Origin of the sequence: Vibrio atypicus (genome assembly GCF_009811315.1) — a bacterium.
GTDB classification, from domain to species: domain Bacteria; phylum Pseudomonadota; class Gammaproteobacteria; order Enterobacterales; family Vibrionaceae; genus Vibrio; species Vibrio atypicus.
Window position 1 is genome coordinate 46833 of record NZ_BLID01000007.1, and the last position, 23555, is coordinate 70387.

At 43.0% G+C, this 23555-nt stretch carries 19 protein-coding genes; 10 read left to right on the forward strand and 9 right to left on the reverse strand.

Going from position 1 to position 23555, the window contains the following annotated elements:
* The first annotated feature begins 311 nt into the window (after positions 1-311).
* Entirely contained in the window at positions 312-2306 is a 1995-nt protein-coding gene (tkt, locus tag GVO60_RS15135; RefSeq protein ID WP_159655495.1) for a transketolase, read from the forward strand.
* A gap of 84 nt (positions 2307-2390) precedes the next feature.
* Here the strand turns inward: tkt and GVO60_RS15140 are convergent, their stop codons facing one another.
* The gene (locus GVO60_RS15140) at positions 2391-2627 is read right to left on the reverse strand and encodes a hypothetical protein (protein WP_159655497.1); all 237 of its coding nucleotides are present in this window, start codon (positions 2625-2627) and stop codon (positions 2391-2393) included.
* 199 nt (positions 2628-2826) lie between these two features.
* Between GVO60_RS15140 and epd the strand changes: the two genes are divergently transcribed.
* The 4 genes from epd to mscS all read left to right on the forward strand — a co-directional run bounded on the left by epd (position 2827) and on the right by mscS (position 7607).
* Positions 2827-3867: an erythrose-4-phosphate dehydrogenase gene (gene epd, locus GVO60_RS15145; RefSeq protein WP_159655499.1), complete on the forward strand. Its 1041-nt coding sequence runs from the start codon at positions 2827-2829 to the stop codon at positions 3865-3867.
* 153 nt (positions 3868-4020) lie between these two features.
* Positions 4021-5181, forward strand: coding sequence for a phosphoglycerate kinase (locus GVO60_RS15150; RefSeq protein WP_159655501.1), 1161 nt, complete (start codon positions 4021-4023; stop codon positions 5179-5181).
* 154 nt (positions 5182-5335) lie between these two features.
* Complete coding sequence (gene fbaA, locus GVO60_RS15155; RefSeq protein WP_032549831.1) at positions 5336-6412, forward strand: class II fructose-bisphosphate aldolase; 1077 nt, start codon at positions 5336-5338, stop codon at positions 6410-6412.
* Positions 6413-6740: 328 nt separating this feature from the next.
* Positions 6741-7607 (forward strand): small-conductance mechanosensitive channel MscS, encoded by an 867-nt coding sequence (gene mscS / locus GVO60_RS15160; RefSeq protein WP_159655503.1) that lies wholly within the window; start codon positions 6741-6743, stop codon positions 7605-7607.
* Positions 7608-7665: 58 nt separating this feature from the next.
* On the opposite strand, the gene GVO60_RS15165 is transcribed toward mscS, so the two are convergent.
* Together GVO60_RS15165 and GVO60_RS15170 are read right to left on the reverse strand one after the other, a co-directional pair.
* Positions 7666-8154, reverse strand: coding sequence for a YbaK/EbsC family protein (locus tag GVO60_RS15165; protein ID WP_159655505.1), 489 nt, complete (start codon positions 8152-8154; stop codon positions 7666-7668).
* A gap of 14 nt (positions 8155-8168) precedes the next feature.
* Positions 8169-8789, reverse strand: a complete 621-nt coding sequence (locus GVO60_RS15170) for a LysE/ArgO family amino acid transporter (RefSeq protein WP_159655507.1) — start codon at positions 8787-8789, stop codon at positions 8169-8171.
* A 141-nt stretch (positions 8790-8930) separates the two neighbouring features.
* On the opposite strand from GVO60_RS15170, the gene GVO60_RS15175 reads away from it, so the two are divergent.
* The 3 genes from GVO60_RS15175 to GVO60_RS15185 all read left to right on the forward strand — a co-directional run bounded on the left by GVO60_RS15175 (position 8931) and on the right by GVO60_RS15185 (position 12598).
* Positions 8931-9827, forward strand: coding sequence for a LysR family transcriptional regulator ArgP (locus GVO60_RS15175; protein WP_159655509.1), 897 nt, complete (start codon positions 8931-8933; stop codon positions 9825-9827).
* A gap of 97 nt (positions 9828-9924) precedes the next feature.
* Positions 9925-10620 (forward strand): oxidative stress defense protein, encoded by a 696-nt coding sequence (locus GVO60_RS15180; RefSeq protein ID WP_159655511.1) that lies wholly within the window; start codon positions 9925-9927, stop codon positions 10618-10620.
* Positions 10621-10717: 97 nt separating this feature from the next.
* Positions 10718-12598 carry a GGDEF domain-containing protein gene (locus tag GVO60_RS15185; protein WP_159655513.1) on the forward strand — a complete coding sequence of 627 codons (1881 nt, stop codon included), beginning with the start codon at positions 10718-10720 and terminating at the stop codon, positions 12596-12598.
* 41 nt (positions 12599-12639) lie between these two features.
* On the opposite strand, the gene GVO60_RS15190 is transcribed toward GVO60_RS15185, so the two are convergent.
* Both GVO60_RS15190 and pykF read right to left on the reverse strand, forming a co-directional pair.
* A complete protein-coding gene (locus GVO60_RS15190; protein WP_159655515.1) occupies positions 12640-13299 on the reverse strand; it encodes a GntR family transcriptional regulator in 660 nt (219 codons plus the stop codon).
* 179 nt (positions 13300-13478) lie between these two features.
* Positions 13479-14891, reverse strand: coding sequence for a pyruvate kinase PykF (gene pykF, locus GVO60_RS15195; protein ID WP_159655517.1), 1413 nt, complete (start codon positions 14889-14891; stop codon positions 13479-13481).
* A gap of 429 nt (positions 14892-15320) precedes the next feature.
* Between pykF and GVO60_RS15200 the strand changes: the two genes are divergently transcribed.
* Positions 15321-16082 (forward strand): DeoR/GlpR family DNA-binding transcription regulator, encoded by a 762-nt coding sequence (locus GVO60_RS15200; protein ID WP_159655519.1) that lies wholly within the window; start codon positions 15321-15323, stop codon positions 16080-16082.
* A gap of 85 nt (positions 16083-16167) precedes the next feature.
* On the forward strand, positions 16168-18000 hold the full coding sequence (glmS, locus tag GVO60_RS15205; RefSeq protein ID WP_159655521.1) for a glutamine--fructose-6-phosphate transaminase (isomerizing): 1833 nt from the start codon (positions 16168-16170) through the stop codon (positions 17998-18000).
* A gap of 107 nt (positions 18001-18107) precedes the next feature.
* Here glmS and GVO60_RS15210 read toward each other — a convergent pair whose 3' ends face one another.
* From GVO60_RS15210 to GVO60_RS15225, 4 genes are all read right to left on the reverse strand, one after another.
* Complete coding sequence (locus GVO60_RS15210; RefSeq protein WP_159655523.1) at positions 18108-18638, reverse strand: MltR family transcriptional regulator; 531 nt, start codon at positions 18636-18638, stop codon at positions 18108-18110.
* 58 nt (positions 18639-18696) lie between these two features.
* Complete coding sequence (locus GVO60_RS15215) at positions 18697-19845, reverse strand: mannitol-1-phosphate 5-dehydrogenase (protein WP_159655525.1); 1149 nt, start codon at positions 19843-19845, stop codon at positions 18697-18699.
* A gap of 106 nt (positions 19846-19951) precedes the next feature.
* Positions 19952-21904 (reverse strand): PTS mannitol transporter subunit IICBA, encoded by a 1953-nt coding sequence (locus tag GVO60_RS15220; RefSeq protein WP_159655527.1) that lies wholly within the window; start codon positions 21902-21904, stop codon positions 19952-19954.
* Positions 21905-22403: 499 nt separating this feature from the next.
* Positions 22404-23486, reverse strand: a complete 1083-nt coding sequence (locus GVO60_RS15225; protein ID WP_159655529.1) for a TRAP transporter substrate-binding protein — start codon at positions 23484-23486, stop codon at positions 22404-22406.
* Between the last annotated feature and the right edge of the window lie 69 nt (positions 23487-23555).

Sequence of the window (23555 nt, forward strand, 5' to 3'; positions counted from 1 at the left end):
TCCACTTTAATCTGGTTAATGTTGGAGATCTATAAACTCTCCAGCATTTAATAATAGTAGTAATTGTAGGTGTATCTACATCTAGACGTCTATTCTAGTTTTGATTGCTCGAATTACAAGCTCTTTTTTATTATTAGCTAAAACCAAACGTTTGCTTGATTTGTACTAAATATGAGTAACTTCGAGATAATTGCCGTGAAAGGTACGAAATTTGTGAGCTTTTGGCTTGGAAAACGTTTGCACAGCAAAGTTGGCTTTGAGAGAATTGTGGCCCAATTTTTTTGATTCGCTTAATGCACTCAGGAGCAGACATGTCTTCTCGTCAACATCTCGCTAATGCAATCCGCGCTCTAAGCATGGATGGTGTTCAACAAGCTAACTCTGGCCACCCAGGCGCACCTATGGGTATGGCTGATATCGCCGAAGTTCTTTGGCGCTCTCATCTAAATCACAACCCAGCTAACCCAGAGTGGGCTGATCGTGACCGTTTTATTCTGTCAAACGGCCATGGTTCAATGCTGATTTACTCTCTACTGCACCTTGCAGGTTACGAGCTATCAATTGACGATTTGAAAAACTTCCGTCAGCTTCATTCGAAAACGCCTGGCCACCCAGAGTACGGTTATGCACCAGGTGTTGAGACAACAACGGGCCCTCTAGGTCAAGGCATCACTAACGCTGTCGGTATGGCGCTTGCTGAGAAGACTCTAGCAGCACAATTCAACAAAGAAGGCCACGACATCGTAGACCACTTCACTTATGCATTCATGGGTGACGGCTGTCTGATGGAAGGTATCTCCCACGAAGCATGCTCTCTAGCAGGTACGCTAGGTCTTGGTAAGCTAATCGCTTTCTGGGATGACAACGGCATCTCTATCGATGGTGAAGTGGAAGGTTGGTTCTCTGACGACACTCCTAAGCGTTTCGAAGCATACGGCTGGCACGTAATTCCAGCTGTTGATGGCCATGATTCAGCAGCGATTGATGCTGCAATTATTGCGGCGAAGGCGGATCCTCGCCCGACGCTTATCTGTACTAAAACAGTTATCGGCTTCGGTTCACCAAACAAGTCTGGCTCTCACGATTGTCACGGTGCTCCACTAGGCGCAGAAGAAATTGCAGCGACTCGCAAGCAACTTGGTTGGGAATTTGGCCCATTTGAAATCCCTGCTGATGTGTATGCTGAGTGGGATGCAAAAGAAGCAGGCGCAGCAAAAGAAGCAGCGTGGAATGCTAAGTTTGACGCATACGCGGCGGCTTACCCAACTGAAGCAGCAGAGCTTAAGCGTCGTTTAAACGGTGAGCTACCAGCAGAGTGGGAAGAGAAAGCAAACGCAATCATTGCTGATCTTCAAGCAAACCCTGCAAACATCGCATCACGTAAAGCTTCTCAAAATGCGCTAGAAGCATTCGGTGCTATGCTACCAGAATTTCTAGGCGGCTCTGCTGACCTTGCGCCTTCTAACCTAACCATGTGGTCTGGTTCTAAATCTGTATCAGCCGAAGATGCGTCTGGTAACTACATCCACTACGGTGTACGTGAATTTGGTATGACGGCTATCATGAACGGTATTGCACTACACGGTGGTTTCGTACCATACGGTGCAACTTTCCTAATGTTCATGGAGTACGCACGTAATGCAATGCGCATGGCTGCTCTGATGAAAGTTCAGAACATCCAAGTTTACACGCACGACTCTATTGGTCTTGGCGAAGATGGTCCAACTCACCAACCGGTTGAGCAAATCGCTTCTCTACGTCTGACTCCAAACATGAGCACATGGCGTCCATGTGACCAAGTTGAGTCTGCAGTGGCATGGAAACTGGCAATCGAGCGTAAAGACGGCCCAACGTCGCTAATCTTCTCTCGTCAGAACCTTGCACAGCAAGAGCGTAACGAAGAGCAAGTGGCTAACATCGCGAAGGGTGGTTACATCCTGAAAGATTGTGAAGGCAAGCCAGAGCTTATCCTTATCGCAACAGGTTCTGAAGTTGAGCTAGCAGTAAACGCTGCGGCTGAACTAACAGCTGAAGGTAAGAAAGTACGCGTAGTCTCTATGCCTGCTACAGACGCATTCGATAAGCAAGATGCTGAGTATCGTGAATCTGTACTGCCATCAGACGTAACTGCACGTATTGCTGTTGAAGCAGGTATTGCTGACTTCTGGTACAAATATGTTGGCTTCGGTGGCAAGATTATCGGTATGACAACGTTCGGCGAATCTGCACCAGCGGGTGAGCTATTCAAGATGTTTGGTTTCACTACTGAAAATGTAGTAAACACAGCGAAAGAGCTTCTAGCTTAATACTCTTCATTTATTTTGAGTATAGAAAAGAGAAAACCGAGCCATTTGGCTCGGTTTTTATTTTGGCTTCTATGAGTTTAAGGTTTACTCAAACTCATTACCCCAGTTATCTTTTTCTTTGCGACCACATACTTTACACGTCACGTATCGATCCATGTCGTAGTAATGCCCACCGTTGATAAAGGTGTGAGCCATCAGCTTAACTCTTCCAAGCAATGAACGATCATTGTCGTAACTGCTCGTCTTTCTCACCAATATTTCGCTATGAGGCGTTTCTTGTGAGCAATGCTTACAAAAGTGTGTTGCTGGGTAACCAGACATAGTCATTTCCTTTGGTTGATGAAACTAGAAAAGAAACAGCCAACAGAAAATCACCTATCTATTTCCAATCATGCATATCTCATCTATATCAATCAAGTTTTATAAAATGGAAATTTCGGCACATATCACGAACTTAATGCGCTTCTCATGGCTATCGGTTACTATTTGTGACACGAAAACAATGTAGGGCGATGGAATCATGCTAAGAGTGGCGATCAATGGATTTGGGCGTATTGGCCGCAACGTATTGCGAGCTGTTTATGAAAGTGGCAAAAGGCAACAGATTAAAGTTGTTGCCGTGAATGAACTTGCACAGCCGGATGCAATGGCTCATTTGCTACAGTACGACACCAGTCATGGCCGCTTTGGTAAGAAAATTACTAACGACCAAGAGCATATTTATGTTCATCATGATGCGCCGTATGAAGGGGTGGGAGAGTTTGACTCTATCCGAATCCTCCATCTTAGCGATATTGAACTGCTGCCGTGGCGTGACCTTGAAGTTAATCTGGTATTAGATTGTACGGGTGTCTTTGGGTCACAAGCGGATGGTCAAGAGCATATAAAAGCGGGCGCTAAAAAGGTGCTGTTTTCTCACCCAGGTGCTAGTGATCTCGACAATACCATTATATACGGCGTGAACCATGAGTCGCTCAAAGCAGACCATAATGTGGTTTCTAATGGTTCTTGTACCACTAACTGTATTGTTCCTATCATTAAAGCCCTTGATGACGCGTTTGAAATTGAATCTGGCACTATCACGACCATTCACTCCTCCATGAATGACCAGCAAGTGATTGACGCTTACCACTCCGATTTACGTCGAACTCGTGCAGCGAGCCAATCTATCATCCCTGTAGACACGAAGTTGCATAAAGGTATTGAAAGAATCTTCCCGAAATTTTCTAACAAATTTGAGGCAATTTCAGTACGAGTACCGACTGTTAACGTCACAGCAATGGATTTAAGTGTCACAATTAATACAAATGTGAAAGTTAATGACGTAAATCAAACCATTGTTAACGCATCTCAGTGTACATTACATGGCATTGTTGACTATACTGAAGCGCCGCTCGTTTCTATCGACTTTAATCATGATCCCCATAGCGCGATTGTCGATGGTACACAGACACGAGTGAGTAACGGGCACTTGGTAAAAATGCTTGTTTGGTGCGACAACGAATGGGGCTTTGCGAATCGTATGCTGGATACTGCGCTCGCAATGCAAGCTGCAAAGTAAGTCGTAGTGCAGCGTTGGAGAAATATTTATTTCCACCCTTGAAATAAATATGAGTGAGCTCCATATCTAAACCAGTTTGAAGAATTTATAGGTCTGGCAAGGTTGCCGGGCTACTGAAAAACTTTATTAATTTATTATTTGAGAGGACACATCATGTCTGTAATCAAGATGACTGACCTGGAACTAGCAGGTAAACGTGTATTTATCCGTGCGGACCTAAACGTACCAGTAAAAGAAGGCAAAGTGACTTCTGATGCACGTATTTTAGCATCTCTACCAACTATCAAGCACTGTCTAGAAGCAGGCGCTAAAGTTATGGTTACTTCTCACCTAGGTCGCCCAACTGAAGGTGAGTACGCAGAAGAATTCTCTCTACAACCTGTTGTAAACTACCTAAACGACGCACTAGATTGTGAAGTTAAGCTAGCAAAAGATTACCTAGAAGGCCTAGAGCTAAACGCTGGTGAGCTTGTTGTTCTTGAAAACGTTCGTTTTAACAAAGGCGAGAAGAAGAACGAAGAAGAGCTTTCTAAGAAGTATGCGGCACTATGTGACATCTTCGTAATGGATGCATTCGGTACAGCTCACCGTGCACAAGCGTCAACTCACGGTGTTGGTATGAACGCGCCTATCGCGTGTGCGGGCCCTCTACTTGCTGCAGAACTTGAAGCACTAGGTAAAGCAATGGACAACCCAGAGCGTCCACTAGTTGCTATCGTTGGTGGTTCAAAAGTTTCTACTAAACTAACCGTTCTTGAGTCTCTATCTAAAGTTGCTGACCAACTAGTTGTTGGTGGTGGTATTGCAAATACGTTCATCGCAGCTGAAGGCCACAACGTAGGTAAGTCACTATATGAAGCTGACCTAGTTGAAACTGCACAGAAACTAATGAAAGAGTGTTCTATCCCAGTTGCGACTGACGTTGCATGTGCAAAAGCATTTGACGAGAACGCGGAAGCAGAAATCAAACACGTTTCTGAAGTTCAAGATGACGATATGATCTTCGACCTAGGTCCAGATTCAACTGCAGCTCTAGCTGAAATCATCGGTAACGCGAAAACTATCCTTTGGAACGGCCCTGTTGGCGTATTCGAATTCAAGAACTTCGAAGCGGGTACAGCAGGTATCTCTAAAGCAATCGCTGAATCTGCAGGTTTCTCTGTAGCAGGTGGTGGTGACACGCTAGCGGCTATCGACAAATTCGGTATCAAAGCTGACGTTTCTTACATCTCTACTGGTGGCGGCGCATTCCTAGAGTTTGTTGAAGGCAAAGTGCTTCCAGCAGTAGCTATGCTTGAAGAGCGTGCTAAGTAATTAAATGAAAGCGGGGGAAGAGATTCTCCCGCTTTCTTGTTTGCTGCACATCACACTTTTTTGCTAGAATAGCGCGCGTTGTGAGCAAACGTTTGCAAGAATTTAAACTTAACAAGTTTTATTTTTAAAACGACAGATAAATAGGATTAAATCCATGTCTAAGATCTTCGATTTCGTAAAACCAGGTGTAATTTCTGGCGATGACGTACAGAAAGTTTTTGAAGTAGCAAAAGAGAACAAATTTGCACTTCCTGCAGTAAACGTTGTAGGTACTGACTCTGTAAACGCAGTACTAGAAGCAGCAGCTAAAGTTAAATCTCCAGTTGTTGTTCAGTTCTCTAACGGCGGCGCAGCTTTCTTCGCTGGTAAAGGCGTTAAACTTGAAGGTCAAGGTGCACAAATCCTTGGTGCTGTAGCTGGTGCTAAATACGTACACGCTGTAGCTGAAGCTTACGGTGTTCCAGTTATCCTACACACTGACCACGCTGCTAAGAAACTTCTTCCATGGATTGACGGTCTACTAGACGCAGGTGAAGAGTTCTTCGCTCAAACTGGTAAGCCACTATTCTCTTCTCACATGCTAGACCTTTCTGAAGAGTCTCTAGAAGAGAACATCGAAACATGTGCTAAGTACCTAGAGCGCATGGCTAAAATGAACATGACAATCGAGATCGAACTTGGTTGTACTGGTGGTGAAGAAGACGGCGTTGATAACTCTGATATGGACGCATCTGAGCTTTACACTTCTCCAGAAGACGTTGCATACGCATACGAGAAACTAAGCGCTGTTAGCCCACGTTTCACTATCGCAGCATCTTTCGGTAACGTACACGGCGTATACAAGCCAGGTAACGTTGTACTTACTCCAACTATCCTACGTGATTCTCAAGCATACTGTGCAGAGAAGTTCGGTATCGCACCTAACGCTCTAAACTTCGTATTCCACGGCGGTTCTGGTTCTACTGAAGCAGAAATCCAAGAGTCTATCGGCTACGGTGTTATCAAAATGAACATCGATACTGATACACAGTGGGCTACATGGGATGGTATCCGTGCATACGAAGCGGAAAACCGTGATTACCTACAAGGTCAAATCGGTAACCCAACTGGCGAAGATGCGCCAAACAAGAAGTACTACGATCCACGCGTATGGCTACGTGCTGGTCAAGCTTCTATGGTTACTCGTCTTGAGAAAGCATTCGCTGACCTTAACGCAGTAGACGTACTATAATTCGTCTCTACTAAGTTAAATAAAAGCCCGCTCTTGTAGCGGGTTTTTTTATATCTGAATTTTTCTAAATCAAATGCGGCTGATCTCAACAAAAAGCCTAGCGAAATGTAAACTCTTTGCGTAATCTGTAACAAGCCGATATCAGAGTTTTCCGATAAACCCTTGTTTTTGCTCTTTTTGCAAAAAACTGACTTTGAGATTGGTCAAAAATGGGATATCGTGCCAAAAAAATGACATAACTTCAGTGAATGTATGAGATGTCATTGAATATTAGTAATAGAAAGCAGCTTGGTTCATAGAACCGATTATTTTTTAGAGGATACAATTTATGGCAGGTGAATCAGTGGAGCTAGAAACTCCATTAGTTGACGGTTTGGCGAAAGCTGAGTCTTGGTTAGCGAACAACTCCGATCTACTTGTTCAGTATGGCGTGAATATTATTTCAGCGGTACTGATTCTATTCATCGGTAATATTATCGTTAAAGCAGTCGCAAACAGCGTTTCTAAAGTATTAGAAAAGAAAAAAATGGACAAAGCCGTTGTTGAGTTTGTTCATGGTCTAGTTCGTTACCTACTGTTTGTTATTGTTCTTATTGCTGCATTGGGCCGCCTAGGCGTTCAAACTGCTTCTGTTGTTGCGGTAATTGGTGCGGCTGGTCTTGCTGTTGGTCTTGCTCTACAAGGTTCTCTTTCGAACTTTGCAGCAGGCGTACTGATCGTAGCATTCCGTCCATTTAAATCTGGTGACTATGTAGAAATCGGCGGTGTTGCTGGTAGCGTAGAAGCAATCCAAATTTTCCAAACTGTACTAAAAACGCCAGATAACAAAATGGTCGTAGTGCCAAACTCTGGTGTTATTGGTGGGGCGATTACTAACTACTCTCGTCACGAGACGCGTCGTGTTGATTTAGTTATCGGTGTTTCGTACAGCGCAGACTTAAAGCAAACTAAGCAAGTGATTCGCGAAACTCTAGAAAAAGATGAGCGTATCCTTAAAGATCCTGCAATCCAAATCGGTGTACTTGCACTGGCAGATTCTTCTGTGAACTTCGTTGTTCGTCCTTGGTGTAAGACTGCAGACTATTGGGATGTATACTTTGATTCGACTCAAGCAATCAAAGAAGCACTTGATGAAGCAGGTATTGAAATTCCATTCCCACAAATGGATGTTCACCTAAATAAAGTTGAAGCGTAATCTTTAATTTTGTTCAGTAATTGAAAGCGAGGCATAATGCCTCGCTTTTATTTTTTGGTTACGCAACAAAGTCAATGATAGGGTTATCTAATTCATTGAGTACTGCAGATAAAGAGTCACTATGAAACCCAATCGTAAACTCAGGATCTGCTGGCGTATAAAGGATTTCCTGACATTGATAGAGCTTTCGATCTACGATGATAGGAATATCACTTGGTAGTCCAAATGGACACACCGCACCTGGGACACAGCCTAATTGCTGGATCATCTCCTCATCACTGCAAATCGACGGGCGTTTGCCTAATAGTGCTTTGATCGCTTTGCTGTCTAAACGTTGGTCTTTTTCTGTTAAGTAAAGTGCATAGCCTCCTCCTTTTAGCTTTAGAAAGAGGCTTTTACTAAGAGTACCGGTCCACCCAAGCCGTTTAGCGACGATAAGATCCGTGGCAAGGTTGAGAATTGGTTCGTGTTGCCATTGTCGATATTCAATTTTGAGCCGACTAAGTAAGTCAATATTGAAGCGATAAATCTCGTTTACTCTTTCCATAGTTTTTCTCTTCGCTAAGCTAGAAGTTGTTTGATAAGTAAGGCTGCAATAGAAAACATCATTAATGCCACGCCAATATCAATGGCTTTTCTGACTTTTGGTTTTGATAAGGTAGGCGACAGTTTGGCCGCACCAATTGAGAGTGAATAGAACCACACAAATGACGCCAAAATTGTGCCGATAGCAAAGGCCAGACGATCGCTTCCTTCAAATTGCCCCCCAATCGAGCCTAATATCACTACCGTATCTAAATACAGATGCGGATTTAATACCGTGACCGCTAACGCACCAAGGATGACAGCTTTCTTTCCTGAGCTTGAAACACTCTGTGTGTTGCTCTCTATCGAGGGTTGTGTAAAAGCGCTTTTAATTGATAGCGACCCGTAGAGTGTCAGAAAGAGAACTCCACCTATGGTTACACTGGTGAGCAGAGCTTCATTTTGAGCCAAAATTGCTCCGCCACCAAAGATACCTAACGAGATGAACAACACATCTAGTAGGCTGCATATTGTCGCGGTAGTAAGGTGATGATGACGTTTTATCCCTTGGTTTAAGACGTATGCATTCTGCGCTCCAATAGGAATGATCATGCTAGCTCCCAATCCAAACCCTTGTAACACTAACCATAAATTCACTTTACCGACTCCCTTATCCAATATGTTATCTAGAGTTGGCAAGGTATGAGATTTCTCCTTATAAGTTAAATTAATGATTTTAATGTTTAATTTGTTTTGCTAATTTTAATTGGTTTTGGCTAGATAAAATAAGGACTTTTCATGCGAGGGTTGGATTATAAATGGGTCGAGGCACTAGAGGCTGTGATGGTTCAAGAAAGCTTTGAAAGGGCTGCTCAGGCTTTGTTTATCTCTCAGTCAGCGGTTTCACAACGGATTAAACAGCTAGAAAACTTCCTTGCTAAACCCGTACTCATTCGCGAGCAACCTCCAAGGTTAACTACGGCGGGGAAGAAATTGATGGGACTTTATCACCGAGTACAATTGCTTGAGAGCGAGGTACTGCCGGAGCTCACTAACCAACCCAACCAACGCCCAGTGAGGATATTTATTGCTACCAATGCTGACAGTTTGGCGACATGGTTGTTACCTGCGTTGGCGCCTATCATGCAAGAACGAAAAGTTGAATTTAATCTTTCGGTAGACATTGAAGCACGTACGATCGAGAAGCTAAAAAAAGGGGAGGTGACAGGTGCGATTAGCCTTGAACCTGAACCTATTCCTGGATGTGTTAGCCAGTATTTAGGTCGTATGGACTACGTTTGCGTGGCGAATCCAGAATTTGCAAAGCGATATTTTTCTAAGGGAGTGACCCGTCATACTTTAAAACATGCTCCAGCGGTTTCTTTCGATCAATATGACGAAATGCACCAGATGTTTCTTAAGCAACACTTCAACTTATCCCCAGAAGTGATCACTCAGCATCGAGTTGCAAGCTCAGAAGCGTTTGTAAACTTAGCGCTACTTGGTGTTGCTTATTGCCTGATTCCACGACTACAAATAGCTAAGGAGTTGGAACAGGGAAGGTTAGTCGATCTCATGCCCGGTTTTTTGCTGAGTTTTCAGATTTACTGGCATCATTGGCAGCTAGAAACTGGCTTATTACAGGAAATTACTCAAGCGATTGTTGATTACAGTAGTGCTCAATTACCTAAATAGTATTGAGTTAATTCTCTGTCAGTTTGTCCTTGAGTGCTTGGTCTAATGTAGTTCGTTACCTATGATGTATGAGGTTAATTATCTACGGTGAATTAGTATGAAAGCACTTCCAGTCTTACTTGCAACACTATCATTGACAGCAACCAGCTTCGGGGCTCTAGCGAATAGTCCTGATTTTCCTCACTTAGTGACGACGGGCTATGGTGAGGTAGTCGCAAAACCAGATATGGCTCAGTTTACGGTTCGGGTGGTTGAAACAACGATGACTGCAGAGCAATCAAAGCAGTCGGTTGATAAAGTAGTGTCTGATTTCTTAACTGCATTGGCGGCACAGGGTGTGAGCACGGATAGTATTACTAGCTCAAACCTTTATATCTCTCCGCAATATCATTATCCGAAAAAGGGTAAGCCTGAACTGGTAGGTTATCGTGCTAGCCGCACTGTAAACGTTACGGTTAACGAGTTAGACAACTTAAATCAGTACCTTGATACTGCTCTTAATGCTGGTATCAATCAGGTTGATAACATTCAACTTAAAGTCAAAGAGCCAGCAAAATATCAGCAGCAAGCACGTTTATCTGCGATCAAAGATGCTAATGAGAAAGCGGAATTCTTAGCCGAAGGTTTTGGCAAAGAGTTAAAAGATGTGTGGCGTATTGACTACAACATGCCTAGCTCTCAGCCTGTCTTGATGCGTTCAATGGCAATGGACGCCAAAGCAGAGTCAAATACTTATCAAGATTCTACGATCGTAATTCGTGACCGAGTGGATGTAATTTACAAGCTTGATTAAGGAATATTCGATATTCTAAGTTATTGATAGCTTAGTAATTACTCTGCTAGATGGTAAGTGGTATACTATTTGCTCTATTGATGAGGAGTAGTAGTCAGTGGCAAGGCGTAAAAATGTAGTTTCGTATCTTATTACCACCACTCTATTCTTCACACTGGTAGTAACCACTTACTATATCCATAAATATAATCAGGTTAAACAGCAGGTTATCACTCAAACGGCCAAGCAAGCTGCTCATCAACTTGCTTATAGTGAGCGTGAGTATCTCTCTGCACGAAACCAATTTTTCTCAATTATTGAGCTCCTATCGCATAGTCGCAATATGCACGACTATATTCAGCATTCGACCCGAGATCATAAAAAGATCGTTGAGGGAGTATGGAGTTCAGTCGCCATTAATCAGAAGTGGTATAGCCAGATCCGCTATATTAACTTGCAGGGCATTGAGGAGATCAAAGTCAGCTATAGTGACCATCAAGTCGTGGTTGGAAATAGCTATGAAGACAAGTCTCAGCGAGCCTATTTCCTTAAAGCACAAGAGCTATCGCAGAATCAAATTGGATCTTGGGGGATTGACCTTGAGTACAAAAATGGTGAAATAGCTTTACCGTATCAACCAACACTTAGGCTGTTCACGCCAGTATTTGTGAACGACATGAAGGCGGGCTATTTGGTGCTAAATATTGATGTATGGTATTTGGCGTCAAGATTGAACTACTCACCAGATGAACTCTTTAAACCAGAATTGATTGATGACGATGGTTTTTTCTTAGCTGGAGATAATCAAACTAAGCTTTTTGGTCATTTAATCGAAAGGCGAGCCCAATATAACTTTTCTATCGATTACCCAGCCTCTTGGTTTTCGATGCAAGAAGATCAATCAGGTTATCTTGTCGAGAATGATCACTTAGTCGTTTATAACCGAATTCGCCTCTCACCTGAACAGCAGCTTTACCTTGTGATCAACTTTAGCCCTGAACAATTAGACGACATCGCAAAGGGAGAACTTGAGGACTTAGTACAGGAAGCGATCTTAGTCGTCCTCCTTATGTTTGCTTTTGTTGTGCCGACAACTTGGCTTGTCATTTATTACCGTAAGCGAAGCGTGGAAAGTCAGCTTGCTCGGGCGGCGTTAAGTGGCATGTCTGCAGTCATCATTTCAGACCGAAATCATCGCGTAATATTAGTTAATGATGAGTTTACTCACTTAACGGGGCTCGCTTTACATGAGATTGCATCGAAGAATTCTTTAAGTAAGTTACTTGGTGATGAGCAACTTGATCGTATGCTGTTTATCTTTGAGCAAGTCGCAAGTAATCATTTTTGGGAAGGCGAGGTTGTCCTTAAGCGTTTTGGAAATTCTGACTCTGTCACAGCTATATTGCGGGTGCAAAGTGTGCGAGCGAAGTCCGGCCGCGTGAGTTACTACATTAGCTCTTTGGTCGATATCAGTGATCGTAAACAGTTAGAAGAACGTTTACGTATGTTGAGTGAGAAAGATGAGTTGACTCAGTTATGGAATCGCAGAAAGTTTGAGTTAGAAATTCGTTCTTGTTCTCGGCTTCAAGAGCGATACCCGCAAGGTGCAGTCACTTGTTTATCATTACTCGATATTGATTATTTCAAACGTGTGAACGATGAATTGGGACATGATGAAGGGGATCGGGTGATTACTCGAGTTGGTAGCATTATTCAAGACACGCTGAGAGAGACGGATTTTGTTGCACGTATTGGCGGAGAGGAGTTTGCAATAATTTTACCGCACACGACGATTAAAGAAGCCGAACTTGCGCTTGAACGGGTGCGTGTTGCTGTCGAGATTGCTCCTGACCTATCTGTGACGATCAGTGCGGGCGTGACGGATCTTCTTAGTGATAATACAAGAAGCTATAAACTGGCCGATATTGCCTTGTATGAAGCGAAAACATCAGGGCGAAATCGAGTCTCTACCTGTTTGTCTAGTGCTGACGTTGCATAAAAAAACGAGCGCAATGCTCGTTTTTTATTGTTTGATTCAGTTTATGCTGCAGATTCAATCACGTTTTGAATGTGCTGCATTGAACGGGTTAAATGCAGTTCAAATCTTTCTTTTGCTTGTTCAGTGTCCTTCGCCAGAGCAAGCTTCATGATCGCTTCGTATTCATCAATATTGAATGCGTTTTTATCTATGCCGTTGTTTAAAGCAAAGTAGCGGTAGCGCTTTACTTGATTGATCAAATCTATGAAGAAGTTAAACATGTGTTTTGAACGCGCACCTTCTAACAGTGAAACATGAAACTGATGCTGACGCTCTTCCCACTCAGCCCAATCTAAATCTGTTTGGGAGTGCTTTACTCGAGAGAGTTTATGGAATGAAGTGAGTACTTCCAATTCCCAACTTTCGTCGCCTGATTCTATGGCTTGTCTAAGCAATTCCGATGCAACAAACCGAAGGCTTTGATAAAGGTCGGTAAGTTCTTCAATAGTGACAGGGGCAACCCAACAACCTTTTTGTGGTTCAAGATTGACGTATTTTGTCCAAGACATCTGAACTAAAGCTTCTCGGATCGGCGATGCGCCGACATTATATTTGGACTTTAGCTCAGCAACGACTAGCTTTTGGCCAGGTTTCAACTCGCCATTTAAGATATCCAGATAGATCATTTTTGATACTTTATCTGTCAAAGTTGGGCTAGACACGACACAATCCTCATTCACATAAAACGTGGTTATATAAATTCAATGTAATTTTAACGGTACGTAGTACCGACCTGTGTGACTGATGATATAGCGTACTGAATATTGGGGCAAGGAAAATATATAAAAAAAAGAGGGCCGAAGCCCTCTTTTTATCGAATAGTGAGAAAGTTCTCTAATTCTTATAGAACGTGTACAGAAGCTGTGTTTGTTGTGCCTGAAGCAACTAGTGCACCAGAAACCATAACAACGATATCGCCTTTCTTACCAAAATCAGCTTCTAGAGCGTACTCTTTACCCATTTTGTAGAAAGCGTCTGTGCTGTCGATAGAGTCAACAAGAACTGGACGAACACCTTTAGTTAGAACTAGCTGAGCTGCTGTCTTTTGGTTTGTTGTTAGTGCGATGATGTTTGCAGTTGGGAAGTACTTACGTACAGAACGTGCAGATTTACCACCTTCAGTAGCAACGATGATCAGTGGAGCAGCTAGTTTCTCAGCTGTGTCTACTGCACCTTTACATACAGCTTCAGTGATACGTAGACGTGGGCTGTCTAGACGAGAACCTAGTTCAGCTTTAAGTGCAGTGTCAGTACGGTTAGCGATTTGAGCCATGATAGTTACCGCTTCAACTGGGTACTTACCTTTTGCTGTTTCACCAGAAAGCATTACTGCGTCAGTACCATCCATGATTGCGTTCGCAACGTCACCCGCTTCTGCGCGAGTTGGACGTGGGTTGTTGATCATAGAATCAAGCATTTGAGTTGCAGTGATAACCATCTTACGTGCACGGTTACACTTCTCGATCATCATTTTTTGAGCGAAGATTACTTCTTCAGCTGGGATTTCAACACCTAGGTCACCACGAGCAACCATGATACCGTCAGAAAGCTCTAGAATTTCGTCGAAGTTATCAACACCTTCTTGGTTTTCGATCTTAGAAATGATGTGAATGTCAGAGCCGCCGTTTGCGTCTAGGATTTCACGGATTTCTTTAACGTCAGATGCTTTACGGATGAAAGATGCTGCAACGAAATCAACGCCTTGCTCACAACCAAATTTAAGGTCGTTCTTATCTTTTTCAGATAGAGCTGGAAGTTGAACAGAAACGCCAGGAAGGTTAACGCCTTTGTTTTCGCCTAGAGCACCGTTGTTAAGAACTTTACACTTAACTTCAGTTTCAGTTGTAGCGATAACTTCCATCTCAATTAGGCCGTCATCAACTAGGATAGTGTTACCAACGTTTAGGTCAGCAGCGAAGCCAGCGTAAGTTACGGCTACTACGTCTTTGTTACCAACAACTGAGATGTCAGTTGTAAAAGTGAATTCTTGACCAGCTACTAGATCAACGTCGTTGCCGCCTTCTAGCTTGATAGTGCGGATTTCAGGACCTTTAGTATCTAGTAGGATAGCTAGTTGCTTGCCTACTTTGTCCATTACTTCGCGGAAGTTCGCAATACGAGTGCCGTGCTCTTCGTAGTCACCGTGAGAGAAGTTCAGGCGCATTACGTTCATGCCTGCGTTTACTAGTTCAGTTAGCTTCTCTACAGATTCAGTTTTAGGGCCAATCGTACATACGATTTTGGTCTTTTTCATGGAAGATACTCTCCGGTCTATATATTTACAATTTGAAAGTTGGTTATTGGTCTGAAGCTCAAGCTACTTTTAGGCATTTTGTGCCTGCCAACTTATAAAGGTAGCGGATTGTTTTGTTAGCTTCAGAACTGAAAGTCTTTCATAAGTTTAGTCATTTTATGACCAACTTATGGGCGTCAAGTGCCATCTTTATGTGACAAAACTAGGATATATGGCCTAGATTGCAAAAAAATAACGGTCAATTCTGTAATTTTTTTTCTTTTAGGTTGCGGATTCTACCACCTAATCATTCCAATATCACTGCTTAACAATTGTCTTAGGACAAGGTTTTGGTGCTATTTATTAATTTTTTGGATCGAAATAAATAGACTTAAAAGTTTCGACTTGACTATAATTGCTTTCACTTCGAAACTTTAAAGTAATTAATAAATGTCGAAACGAAACACTCAGCTGAGAAGGCATACCATTTCTAACCTTGTAAATGAAAAAGGAGAAGTGAGCGTTGAAGAGCTATCCGCTCAATTCGAAACTTCGGAAGTCACAATTAGAAAGGATCTTGCATCATTGGAAAAAAATGGCCAGTTGCTTCGCCGATACGGTGGTGCGATTGCTCTTCCTAAAGAAGTGGTTTCGGATGAATTGAGTAAAAATGTTTCGATTCGTAAGAATGAACTGGCCGAAGCGGCTGCGAAATTAATTCGAGAACACAATCGTATCGTCATCGATAGTGGTAGTACTACTGGGGCGTTAATTAAGCAGCTAGACGGTATGCGAGGACTGGTTGTAATGACGAATTCTCTAACGGTTGCTAATACACTCAATGAACTTGAAAGTGAGCCGACACTGCTCATGACGGGTGGAACATGGGATGCACATTCAGAGTCTTTTCAAGGGCAAGTGGCTGAATCTGTTCTACGATCATATGACTTTGATCAGTTATTCATTGGTGCTGACGGCGTGGATCTTGACCGAGGAACAACCACTTTCAACGAGCTTGTGGGCCTTAGTAAAGTGATGGCGGAAGTTTCCCGCGAAGTGATTGTTATGGTGGAGTCAGAAAAGATTGGTCGAAAGATTCCTAATTTAGAACTCGCCTGGGATGTGATTGACATATTAATTACGAACAAAGACTTAGAGCCAGACTATAAGCGAACGATTGAATCGCATGGCATCAAAGTCATTTGCGCGTAGATATTTATAACAACTTAAACCTAACTAATCAGGATTTGGCCTTTGCTTGCTGCCACCTGGAATCAAATAAATTGGAGTTAATAATATGTGTGGAATCGTAGGTGCAGTCGCACAACGAGATGTCGCAGAAATTTTAGTAGAAGGATTACGTCGCCTGGAATACCGAGGCTATGATTCTGCAGGTGTAGCAATTGTCGATGGTGCATCTAACTTAACGCGTATACGTCGTTTGGGCAAAGTTCAAGAGTTGGCTGACGCGGTAGATTCGGCAGAAGTGGTTGGCGGTACAGGTATTGCTCATACACGTTGGGCAACCCATGGAGAACCATCAGAAGCGAATGCACACCCACATATGTCAGGCGATATTGCAGTCGTGCACAATGGCATTATTGAAAACCACGAAGAGCTACGCGAAATTCTTCAATCTCGTGGTTATGTATTTGAATCTCAAACCGATACCGAAGTTATTGCGCACATGGTTGAGTGGGAACTGCGTACATCAGAATCTCTATGTGATGCGGTACAGAAAACGGCGAAACAGTTAGAAGGGGCGTATGGTACGGTAGCATTGGATCGTAAAGATCCTTCACGTATCGTAGTGGCTCGCTCAGGAAGCCCAATCGTAATTGGCTTTGGTGTAGGAGAAAACTTTCTTGCATCGGATCAATTGGCATTATTAAACGTAACTCGACGCTTTATGTATCTAGAAGAGGGAGACATTGCGGAGATTACTCGCCGTGAGGTGAACGTCTTTGATGCATCTGGTGAGCGTGTTGAGCGCGAGATCATTGAATCTAACGCTGAGCATGATGCGGGTGATAAAGGCCAATATCGCCACTTTATGCAAAAAGAAATCTACGAACAGCCAACCGCTCTGATTAATACGATGGAAGGACGCTTGACGGCAGATTCTGTTGTGACGGAAGCGATTGGAGTGAACGCCGTTGAGATTTTAAATAAGGTTGAGCATGTACAGATTGTAGCGTGTGGTACCTCGTATAATGCAGGTATGACTGCGCGATACTGGTTTGAAGATATTGCTGGTGTAAGCTGTGATGTCGAAATCGCGTCTGAATTCCGCTATCGCAAATTTGTGACTCGTCCAAATAGCCTTTTGATCACTCTGTCTCAGTCTGGTGAAACGGCTGATACTCTGGCCGCCCTACGCTTGGCTAAAGAGAAAGGCTACATGGCTGCAATGACTATCTGTAATGTAGCGGGATCTTCTCTTGTTCGTGAATCAGACTTTGCTTTCATGACTCGCGCAGGGGTGGAAATCGGTGTTGCTTCAACTAAAGCGTTTACCACTCAGTTGTCTGCATTGTTGATGCTTGTGACTGCATTAGGTAAGCAGCAAAACCGTGTTAGCAAAGAGAAAGAAAAAGAGATCGTACAAGCGCTTCATGCACTACCAAAGCAGATCAATGCTGCGCTCTCTTTTGAGAAAGAGATCGAAGAGTTAGCGACTGACTTTGCCGATAAGCACCACACTCTCTTTTTAGGTCGCGGTGAGTTCTACCCAATTGCGATGGAAGCTTCTCTTAAACTAAAAGAGATCTCTTATATTCATGCGGAAGCTTATGCAGCAGGTGAGCTGAAACACGGCCCGTTAGCTCTGATTGATGCAGACATGCCTGTTGTGGTTGTAGCACCAAGTAATGAACTATTAGAGAAACTAAAATCGAATGTTGAAGAAGTGCGTGCGCGTGGTGGTTTGCTGTACGTGTTTGCTGATGAAGATGCTGGTTTTGAAGGTGATGAGACAATGAAGATCATTACCATGCCACATGTGAGCGAAATTACTGCGGCGATCTACTACACGATCCCAATGCAGTTACTCTCTTACTATGTTGCGCTAATCAAAGGGACAGACGTTGATCAACCACGTAATTTGGCTAAGGCAGTCACCGTCGAATAAGCCGAACTGAATAGCATAATAAAAGCCGAGGGTGACCTCGGCTTTTTAATATTCGTAACTTGGCTTCAGTAATTAATAATTTCAAAATTGTTAGGTAAGGCAGTGGACTAAAAAGGGCTCTCTTTACCGAGTTCATTACAAATTTCGACAATAGCCAGTGAGAGCCCAGATTTGATAATTTGTTGCTGTCTTTGAAGTTGAAGCTGATAAAACTCTAAGTCGATATCGTCATCTGGCTCTGTGACTTCTAGCTGAACCATCCCCATTTTTTTTACTAAATTTAGTTTCTTAATAGGCTCTAAAATATTAGGGTCAGTGAACTCATAATCAGAGGCATCACTGTTTAATACATTCTTGATTTTTATTATGTCTTCGATGTCATGGTAGACATGGTCAGGAAGGACACCTAAGCCAAATAGTAGCTTTAAACGAACAGACAAATCGCCTAGTGGACCTGAATCGTGAAGTAGGGGCCCAACAACGGATTGCACCGCAAAGTTGTCTTTTTGAAAAATGCGTTGCATGAGTGCATCAATGGAGTCATTAAATACGTCAACGGCAGCAATGAAAAAACCGCGTACCGAAGGCGCGTTGTTTAATCGCTCTATAATTTCAGTTTCATTGATATTTTCTGCCATATATTGAACTAAATATTCTGTTAGTAAGGGGAGTCATTACTCCCCTTGAGTTTGATGGTTATAGTGTTTCGAAAATAGTTTTAATTTTCGCTATTTCTTCGCTGCTCTCACTTAATCCAGTGTATTGAGCAAGAGTTTTGCCAATCCCTTGTTTCTCAATTGAATCTTGCAGCTCGATCGCCTGAGGGTCGTCGTCGCTTTGATACTTAAGCGCAGCGGCAATACCTTTCAAAAGTGTTTGGTTTTCAGTGCCATATTCAATTGTACCCAGTAATGGCTTAACTAATCTATCGTTAGCACCTAATTTGCGAATTGGTTGGCGGCCTACGCGGTCTACCTCATCGACTAAATAAGGGTTAGCGAAGCGGGTTAAGATTTTATTGATGTAGGCATTGTGTAACTCTTGATCAAATTGGTAACGACGAATAAGGACTTCACCACTTTCAATCATTGCTTGTTTTACTTCAGCGTAAATTGACGGATCTTCGATGGCTTCACGAATGGTCTTGTGGCCCTTTAGGCAGCCTAAATAAGCGGTAATGCAATGCCCAGTATTGAGAGTGAAGAGTTTACGCTCTACAAAAGCCATTAGGTTATTCGTCTTTTCCATTCCTGAAATATCAGGGATTTCACCTTTGAATTGCTGTTCGTCGACAATCCATTCACTAAAGCTTTCTACGGTGACTTCTAGAGGATCATCGTTAGCTGCTTCTGCTGGTGGTACTATACGGTCAACGGCTGAATCGACAAAACCGACCAACTCATTGGCTTTTTCATGCAATGACTCTTCGAGATGTTTATACACTTCGCCTTTTAAGTGAGTTGTGCCGCGCACCATATTCTCACAGGCGATGATATTTAAAGGTGAATTGTTGCCGGCTTCAAAGCGCTTGCTGATACCCGTTGCTATAGTCTTTGCGATGATATCCAGTACATTTGGGCCTACGGCTGTGGTGACGAGATCGGTATGAATGATTCGCTCGATGACATCATCACTGGCAGAGTTGACAGCTGTAACATGAGTAACCGTATCAATTTGGCACTCATTACCGACCACCTTTACCTTATATTCTTGTTTGTGACTCAGTTGGTCGACTAGAGGGGCATCGACATCGGCGAAGGTGACTTCAACATCTGCATCCGCCAATAATTTTCCGATAAACCCACGACCAATGTTTCCTGCGCCAAAGTGAACTGCATTTTTCATAATAATACCTACCAAATAATTGAAAATAACGACTCTAGGGTGAGGCCAACCGCATAGGGGGTGACAGTTGACCTCGTTGCTCTCAGGAGCAAAGTAAATGATGAGCTTAAGCTGCTTGTGGCTTACCTAAGATGCTGAGAATCTCAGAAACATCTTTAGTGCTAGTTAGCCTTTCAATTGCTTTCGGTTCATCGAGTGCGTTAGTAATGGTGGTAATAACTTGAATGTGTTCATCATTCTTAGCAGCAATACCAATAACCAGTTTTGCTACATCTTCTTGGTCATCAGTGAATTGAATACCTGAAGGGTACTGGCAAATCACAATGCCGGTTTTCTTTACTTTGTCTTTTGCCTCAACAGTGCCATGTGGAACTGCAATAGACTCGCCTAAGTAGGTTGGGACCAGTTTTTCACGTTCAAACATTGCGTCAACGTATTCAGCTTCAGCGTATCCCATCTCAACCAGTTTATTTCCGGCAAAGAGAATCGCTTCTTCTTTGGTTTTTGCTTTTAAGTCGAGATGAATATTTTCAGCTTCAATTTGGAACACAGAAGGTTGTTGTGCTTCGTAGTGATCATCATTGGCTGCAAGTACAGACACTTTAATGGCTTGGCTATCGTTTGCAGCTTGCCCTTTTTGTGCTGCTAACAATTTAGTGACCAGCTGGTTATACATCTCGCTGTCTAGGAAGTTTGTAAGAGAAATATGTTGTGCGTTTGGAGCGTGCTTACGTGCACGATCAGTTAGATCTTTATGGGTAATCACGATATCGGCACTCTCAGTTAAGCTATTTATTGCAAGGTTATTTACATCAATGTTTAAACCAGCGCTCTGCACTTTTTTTCTCAGCATGCTGGCACCCATAGCACTTGAACCCATACCTGCATCACAAGCTACGATAATGCTTTTAACATTAGCTAGGTCGATCTTACCCTTGTTTGGGTTATTTGCTACTGAGCTAGATTTTGATGCCGATTTCATGCCTTTCATTTGTGATGTGGCTTTTTCAAGTGCTGCTTCATCACCATCTTCTTCTGTTGAAGTCTGCGTCTTCATAAGTAGTGCCGCTACTGCGAATGATACGCCCGTTGCAGCTGCGATAGATGCTAGTACACCAACGATCGAACCTTTCTGGGTCATTAATAAGATTGCGAAGATTGAACCTGGTGATGCTGGAGAAACGATACCAGCGTTAAAGAGAGTTAGAACGAATACGCCTGTCATACCACCTGCGATAGCTGCAAGGATTAGGCGAGGATTCATTAGAATGTAAGGGAAATAGATCTCATGGATACCACCGAAAAAGTGAATGATCGATGCACCACCTGCAGTTTGACGGGCTGTACCTTTGCCAAACACCATGTAAGCGAGAAGGATACCTAGACCAGGACCTGGGTTAGCCTCAATTAAGAAGAAGATAGATTGACCAGCTTCAGACGCTTGTTGGATCCCTAGAGGGGAGAAAATACCGTGGTTGATCGCGTTATTGAGGAATAGGATCTTTGCCGGTTCAACAAAAATAGAGGTTAAAGGTAGAAGGTGTGCTGATACCAGGAAGTTAACACCTGCCGCTAAACCACCAGATAAAACTTTGACAAAGGGTCCAATGAAGAGGAAGGCGAGAATGGCACATACCATACCAATAATGCCGGCAGAGAAGTTATTAACCAGCATCTCGAAGCCGCTTTTGACCTTACCATCGATATAGTTATCGAATTTCTTGATTGCCCAACCACCAAGCGGGCCAACCATCATGGCGCCCATGAACATTGGAATGTCGGTACCGACAATCACACCCATTGTGGTGATCGCACCGACGACAGCTCCACGTTCACCGCCAACTAATTTACCGCCGGTATAACCAATCAACAGAGGTAAAAGGTAGGTGATCATAGGCCCAACCATAGAGGCTAGCGTTTCATTAGGTAGCCAACCTGTTGGGATGAAAAGTGCTGTGATAAAGCCCCATGCGATAAACGCACCGATATTCGGCATTACCATGTTAGACAGAAAACGACCAAAATTTTGTATCTTGATCTTCGCATCTGGTGATATCATAGGAATTCCCCGTTTGATGTTCTGATGAATATTGTAGTAGTGCGGTTCGCCAAAACCGCTTGATTGTTTAGTTCATAATCAATTTACCACACAATTTTCATTTAGAACTGACAACGGGTTTTTTGTGACTTACTCCCCAATAACTCACCACTCCAATCTTTTTTATGTGACACAGCACGCTTCCTGACATTGTAATTTAGCTACAAATTACTATTAACTTATTTGTCAATTTATTTTTATTGCTTTAGATCTCTTTTTTATTATTTTTTAAATCAACCTTAATGTGATTTATGTCACTTATTTGTTTTGTTGATCTTTGGGTGTGATTATTTGTGTGAGGTGTGTCGCGCTAGTGGTATGGTTAATAAATAGCCTTGTGGTGATTTTTGTCACGTTTTAATTTGATTTGAAATAAAGTAACAGTTTGACGTTATAGGTTAGAAGCCTAATTGTTACTGATTGGAAGGAGAGTGGGCAGAGAGAAACTCTGCCCTTATAGCTATTGAGTACTATCAAGATACGCTTTCGAAGAAATATCTGTCCAAGCTCGTACTTTGGTTAAGTAGCGCTTTTGGGATTCAATGATCTCTTTCGCTAGCGCGTCATTACTAGCTTGTTCTTCGAGAAGTTCTGCTGTTGCAGTTTGCATGGCTTGAAGTACCTCTGGTGGGAAGTCACGCACTTTAATATCAGGATACTCTGCACTCATTGTTGCCCAGCTATTGGCGTTAGCGTCGACAGCTTGGGTATACATATCAAAAGCAGCCACTCGGAATGCTGTTTCTAGGATGGTTTGCAAATCTTTAGGTAGTTTGTTCCATGTCTTTTTATTGACTAAGAACTGAGTTTCCGAGCCCGGTTCATGCCACGCGGTGTAGTAATAAGGTGCGATTTTTTGAAAACCCATCCTCAGGTCAAAGGCTGGGCCGACCCATTCCAAAGCATCAATCGTACCGCGCTCTAGAGATGTGTATAGCTCGCCTGGGGCAATATTGGTTGGTGCTGCGCCCACCTTTGCCATCACTTCACCGGCAAAGCCCGGAATGCGAATTTTTAAACCTTGTAAATCGGCTACTGAATTGATTTCTTTCTTAAACCAGCCACCCATTTGAATATCTGAATTGCCGCCAGGGAATGAAAGAAGGTTGTGCGGAGCGTAGACTTTCTCCATTAACTCCATACCGCCACCACGATAAAACCACGCGTATTGTTCGGTAGAAATCATGCCAAATGGCATCGAAGAGAAGTAAAGAGTGTTTGGCACCTTTCCTTTCCAATAGTAAGAGCTGGAATGGCCTAAATCGTATTGGCCTGATTTCACCATATCGAAAATACCTAATGGCGCTTTGTGTTTGTTGGCAGAGTCGATACGAATTTTGAGCCTGCCATTGGACATCTCTTCAGCGAGTTGAGCCATGTTTTTTGTGGCATCGCCTAAGATGGGAGTGTTAGGCCCCCAGGTCTCTGCGAGTTTAAGTCGGTAAACTTTTTCAGCGGCTAAACTTGTAAATGAGCTTAGTGCTAGAGAAGTGACGAGTACTCCGCTAAGTAGTGATCGAAGTGACAATTGTTTTGGCAGCATAACGGTTAGACTTCCTTGTTGTTTTGAGTGTCCAAGGGTTAGCTTTTCGCTTGTTGATTTTTTCGTCAA